Source organism: Micrococcus sp. LASM2_SD2 (assembly GCF_057364565.1).
Map to the genome: position 1 here is coordinate 1 of NZ_JBNFOB010000195.1, position 4,616 is coordinate 4,616.

Sequence of the window (4,616 nt, forward strand, 5' to 3'; positions counted from 1 at the left end):
CCTCGTCGGGAGGCCGACGCCGGTCACCCCGCCGCAGGATCCGCTGCCCGCGGTGCGGACCGGTCCGATGCGCGCGGCCACGTGGACGACCCGGACGAGGAGGACCTGTCCGACCGCCGCCTGGCCGAGGGCCCGCTCGCGGAGGACGACGAGCACGAGCGGCGACGGACCTACCGGCGCGGCTTCTTCGTCCCGGTCTTCGCCGCCCTGCTGGCCCTGATCCTGGCCGTGCTGGTCGGCTGGGGCTATCTGTGGACCCAGACCCAGTACTACGTGGGCGAGCACGAGGGGAAGGTCGCCGTCTTCAAGGGCGTCTCTCAGCGTCTGGGCCCGATCGACCTGTCCCAGGTGGACCGGGACACGGACCTGTCCATGGACTCGCTGACCGGCTACACCCGCACCCGCGTGGAGTCCGGCATCTCCGCGCGGGACCAGGAGCACGCGGACCGGATCGTGGCGGACCTGCGCCGCGACGTCGGCGAGGACGAGGACGGCGGTGAGGAGCCGTCGTCGTCCCCGGCGTCCTCCCGCTCCGGTGAGTCCTCGCGCTCCGGTCAGTCCTCCCGGTCCGGGGGCGCCTCCGAGTCCTCCTCCCCGTCCGGTTCGGATGTGGCCGACCGATCCTCCGCGTCCCGGTCCGGCAGCCCGTCCCCGAGCGGGGCGAGCGGCTCCGCCACGTCCTCGGCGAACGGAGGCGACTGATGTACGGCGTCGTCTCCCCTCCCCGTCCGCGGCGCAACGCGGAGCTGATGCTGCTGGTGCTTGCCCTGGGCATCGGCCTCGGCGCGAACCTGCTCGGCGCCGTCGGCACCGAGCAGGAGATCACGTCGGCCTACTGGGTGCAGTCCGGAGTCCTGGCTGCCGCGGCCCTGGCCCTGCATGTGGTGCTGCGGCTGCGGGCCCCGTTCGCGGACCCGTACATCCTGCCGATCACCGTGGCGCTGAACAGCCTCGGGCTGGCGATCATCCACCGCCTGGAGACGTCGAACACCCTGGCCGACGCCACCACGCAGCTGGTCTGGACGGTCCTGGCGATGGTGGCCGCCGGCGCGCTGCTGTGGCTGGTACGGGACCACCGGCTGCTGCGCCGCTGGCCGTACCTGTTCCTGGCCACCTCCGCCGTGCTGCTGGTCCTGCCCCTGGTCCCCGGCCTCGGCATGACCGTGAACGGCGCCCGGATCTGGGTGAACCTCGGGGTCGGCACGTTCCAGCCCGGTGAGATCGCGAAGATCACCCTGGCGGTGTTCTTCGCCGGCTACCTCTCCGCGAACCGGGACCTGATCCTGCTCGCCGGCAAGAAGGTGGGCCCGCTGACCTTCCCGCGGCTGCGGGACCTCGGCCCGCTCGTGGTGGCCTGGTTGGTGGCCCTGGGCGTGCTCATCTTCCAGCGCGACCTCGGCTCGGCCCTGCTGTTCTTCGGCCTGTTCATGGCGATGCTGTACATCGCCACCTCGCGGGCCTCCTGGATCCTGCTCGGCCTCGGCCTGATCGCCGTGGGTGCGGTGCTGGCGTTCCTGTTCATGCCGCATGTGACCGCCCGGTTCGACGTGTGGCTCAACGCCTTCGACCGGGACATCTACGAGCGCCAGTTCGGAGGATCACTGCAGGTGGTCGAGGGCGTGTTCGGCATGGCCTCGGGCGGCATCATGGGCACGGGCCTCGGCTCCGGCTCCCCCTGGCGGGTCCCGCTGAACCACTCGGACATGATCCTGGCGACCATTGGCGAGGAGCTCGGGTTCGTGGGCCTGTCCGCCGTGCTGGTGCTCTACCTGCTCCTGTTCACCCGCATCATGCGTGCCGCCCTCGGCGCCCGCGACGCCTTCGGCAAGGTCCTCGCCGCGGGCCTGGCCTTCACCCTGGCCTGGCAGCTGTTCGTGGTGGCCGGCGGCGTCATGCTCGTCATCCCCATGACCGGCCTGACCACGCCCTTCCTCGCGGCCGGCGGGTCCTCCCTCCTGGCGAACTGGATCATCATCGCCCTGGTCCTGCGCATCTCCCACTCGGCCCGTCGCCCCGTGGTGATGGACGACATGGTCAACGCGTCCGGTCCGGGGGCCGGCCACCAGGACCCCGCCAAGCTCGTGGCCCTCGAGCCGCACCGCCGCGGCGAGGGTCGCCGTGGCGGCGCCCGCCGTGTCGCCGCCGGGGGTGGTCGCGCATGAACGAGGCGATCCGGCGCATGTGGATGGTGGCCGTGGCCTTCGTGATGGTGCTGCTCGTGGCGGGCTCCACCATCCAGGTGGTCCTGGCCGACCAGCTCAAGGGCGACCCCCTGAACCGTCGCCAGATCTACCTGGAGTACGGCGCCCCGCGCGGACCGATCCTGGTGGACGGCGAGCCGATCGCCGAGTCCGTGGAGTCCGACGGCCGGTTCGCCTACCTCCGCCAGTACCCGGACTCCCCCGTGTACGCGCCCATCACCGGCATGTACTCTCTGAACTACGGGGCCTCCGGACTCGAGCAGAAGCTGAACAAGCACCTCTCCGGCACCCCGGCCTCGGCCTTCATGGACCGCGCCCTCGAGATCGTCACCGGCTCCACGGCCCAGGGCGACCAGGTCGAGCTCACCCTCGACGGGGACATCCAGCGGCTCGTGCACGGCGCCCTGCCGGACGGGGTGCGCGGGTCGATCGTGGTCACCGAGGTGGACACCGGCCGGATCGTCGGCATGGCCTCGCGGCCGACCTTCGACGCGAACGCCGTCTCCTCCCCGGACCTCACCGAGTCGCGGGCCGCCATGGAGGCCCTCGAGGCGACCCCCGGCGGCAGCGCGTACACGAACCGGGCCACCCAGCAGCCGGTCTCCCCCGGCTCCACCTTCAAGCTGATCGACGCGGTCGCCATGCTCGAGTCCGGGGACTACGCCCCGGACGAGGAGCTCGAGGTCCCGGACCGCTACACGCTGCCGGGCACCACCACGCAGCTGGGCAACTACCGCGGGGAGGGCGCCCAGTGCGGCACCCGCTCGAAGGCGACCCTCACGTGGATCGTGGCGAACTCGTGCAACACGCCGTTCGCCCAGGCCGCGGTGGAGCTCGGCCAGGACGAGATCCGCGAGGTGGCCGAGCGCTTCGGATTCAACCAAAACTTCGAGGTGCCGCTGGACGTCGCGGCATCCCGTTTCCCGCAGGACCTCGACGACGCCGCCCTGGCGCAGTCGTCGATCGGACAGCGGGACGTGCAGGCCACAGCCCTGCAGATGAACATGGTGGCCTCCGGCATCGCCAACGGCGGCATGCTGATGGAACCGCAGCTCGTCGAGTCGATCCGCAGGTCGGACCTGTCCGTGGTCGAGTCGTTCAGCCCGCGCGAGCGCGGCCGGGTCACCAGCGAGGACGTCGCCGCACAGGTGCGGGACATGATGGTCGCGGTCGTCGAGGAGGGCAGCGGCTCCGGTGCCCGGTCCTCCCAGGTGCAGATCGCGGCAAAGACGGGCACGGCGCAGATCGACGGCACCGATGCGGTGCACTCGTGGATCACGGGCTTCGCTCCGGCGGAGAACCCGCGGTACGCGGTGACGATCGTCGTCGAGAACACGGACTTGGGCACGGGACGCCGTCTGACGGTGGACAACATGAAGAGGATCATGGAAGCGGTGGTCGCAGAATGAGGCCGACATCCGGTATCACGCTGGGCGGCAGGTATCAGCTCACCGATCGCATCGCGATCGGCGGCATGGGCGAGGTGTGGAAGGCACGGGACAAGGTCCTGGGCCGCATCACCGCGGTCAAGATCCTCAAGGAGGAGTACACCGGCGACCCGAACTTCCTGCGCCGCTTCCGCGCCGAGGCCCAGCACACCGCCCTGCTGAACCACCCCGGCGTGGCGAACGTGTACGACTACGGCGAGGAGAAGGGCTCCGCCTACCTCGTCATGGAGCTCGTGCCCGGCCAGCCGCTCTCGGCGATCCTGGAGAAGGACAAGGTCCTCTCCCCGGATCGCACGCTGAAGATCGTCTCCCAGACCGCGGCCGCCCTCTCCGCCGCCCACGCCCAGGGTCTGGTCCACCGCGACGTGAAGCCGGGCAACCTGCTGATCACGCCCACCGGCCGCGTCAAGGTCACCGACTTCGGCATCGCCCGCCTCGCGGACCAGGTGCCGCTCACCGCCACCGGCCAGGTGATGGGCACCGCCCAGTACCTGGCGCCGGAGCAGGCCACCGGCCAGCAGGCCACCGGCGCCTCGGACCTCTACTCGCTCGGCGTCATCGGCTACGAGGCCCTGGTGGGCCGCCGGCCGTTCACCGGCGAGTCCCAGATCGCGATCGCCCTGGCGCAGGTCAACGATCCGCCGCCGCCGCTGCCGGAGACCATCCCGGCCCCGGTGCGTGCGCTGATCATGTGCCTGCTGGCCAAGGACGCCCGTGAGCGCCCCTCGGACGCCACGGCCCTGTCCGAGGCCGCCGACGCCCTGCGCCGGCATGACACCGCCGGTGCCCTCGAGGCCGTGCCGACCCTGCGTCCGTTCCTGGAGGAGTACGCGGACGACGAGGCCACCGCCGTCCTCGACGCGCAGACCGCACCCGTGGACTACTCGGGGATGCGGGACACCCACGCCACGGACGTGGTGCCCCCCGGGGCCGGCGCCGCGGCAGCCGGCGGCCGGGCGGCCGCCGC

At 71.6% G+C, this 4,616-nt stretch carries 3 protein-coding genes and 1 pseudogene; all 4 read left to right on the forward strand.

The genetic code is table 11. From position 1 onward, the window contains the following. Positions 1-702, forward strand: a pseudogene (locus AC2W7A_RS09715) (hypothetical protein); the annotation flags it as partial. Then, positions 702-2,162, forward strand: a complete 1,461-nt coding sequence (locus AC2W7A_RS09720) for an FtsW/RodA/SpoVE family cell cycle protein (RefSeq protein WP_485991181.1) — start codon at positions 702-704, stop codon at positions 2,160-2,162. The pseudogene AC2W7A_RS09715 and the gene AC2W7A_RS09720, both read left to right, overlap by 1 nt. Beyond that, the gene (locus tag AC2W7A_RS09725) at positions 2,159-3,610 is read left to right on the forward strand and encodes a peptidoglycan D,D-transpeptidase FtsI family protein (protein ID WP_485991182.1); all 1,452 of its coding nucleotides are present in this window, start codon (positions 2,159-2,161) and stop codon (positions 3,608-3,610) included. Before AC2W7A_RS09720 ends, AC2W7A_RS09725 begins: the two co-directional genes overlap by 4 nt. Continuing rightward, positions 3,607-4,616: protein kinase domain-containing protein (locus tag AC2W7A_RS09730; protein WP_485991183.1), on the forward strand; the 1,010-nt coding region annotated here is incomplete at its 3' end. The genes AC2W7A_RS09725 and AC2W7A_RS09730, both read left to right, overlap by 4 nt.

What these genes read in the sequence shown, in the direction of transcription:
- AC2W7A_RS09725 (WP_485991182.1), top strand. Translation starts at nt 2,159, where the DNA reads ATGAACGAGGCGATCCGGCGCATGTGGATGGTGGCCGTGGCCTTCGTG.
- AC2W7A_RS09720 (WP_485991181.1), top strand. Translation starts at nt 702, where the DNA reads ATGTACGGCGTCGTCTCCCCTCCCCGTCCGCGGCGCAACGCGGAGCTG.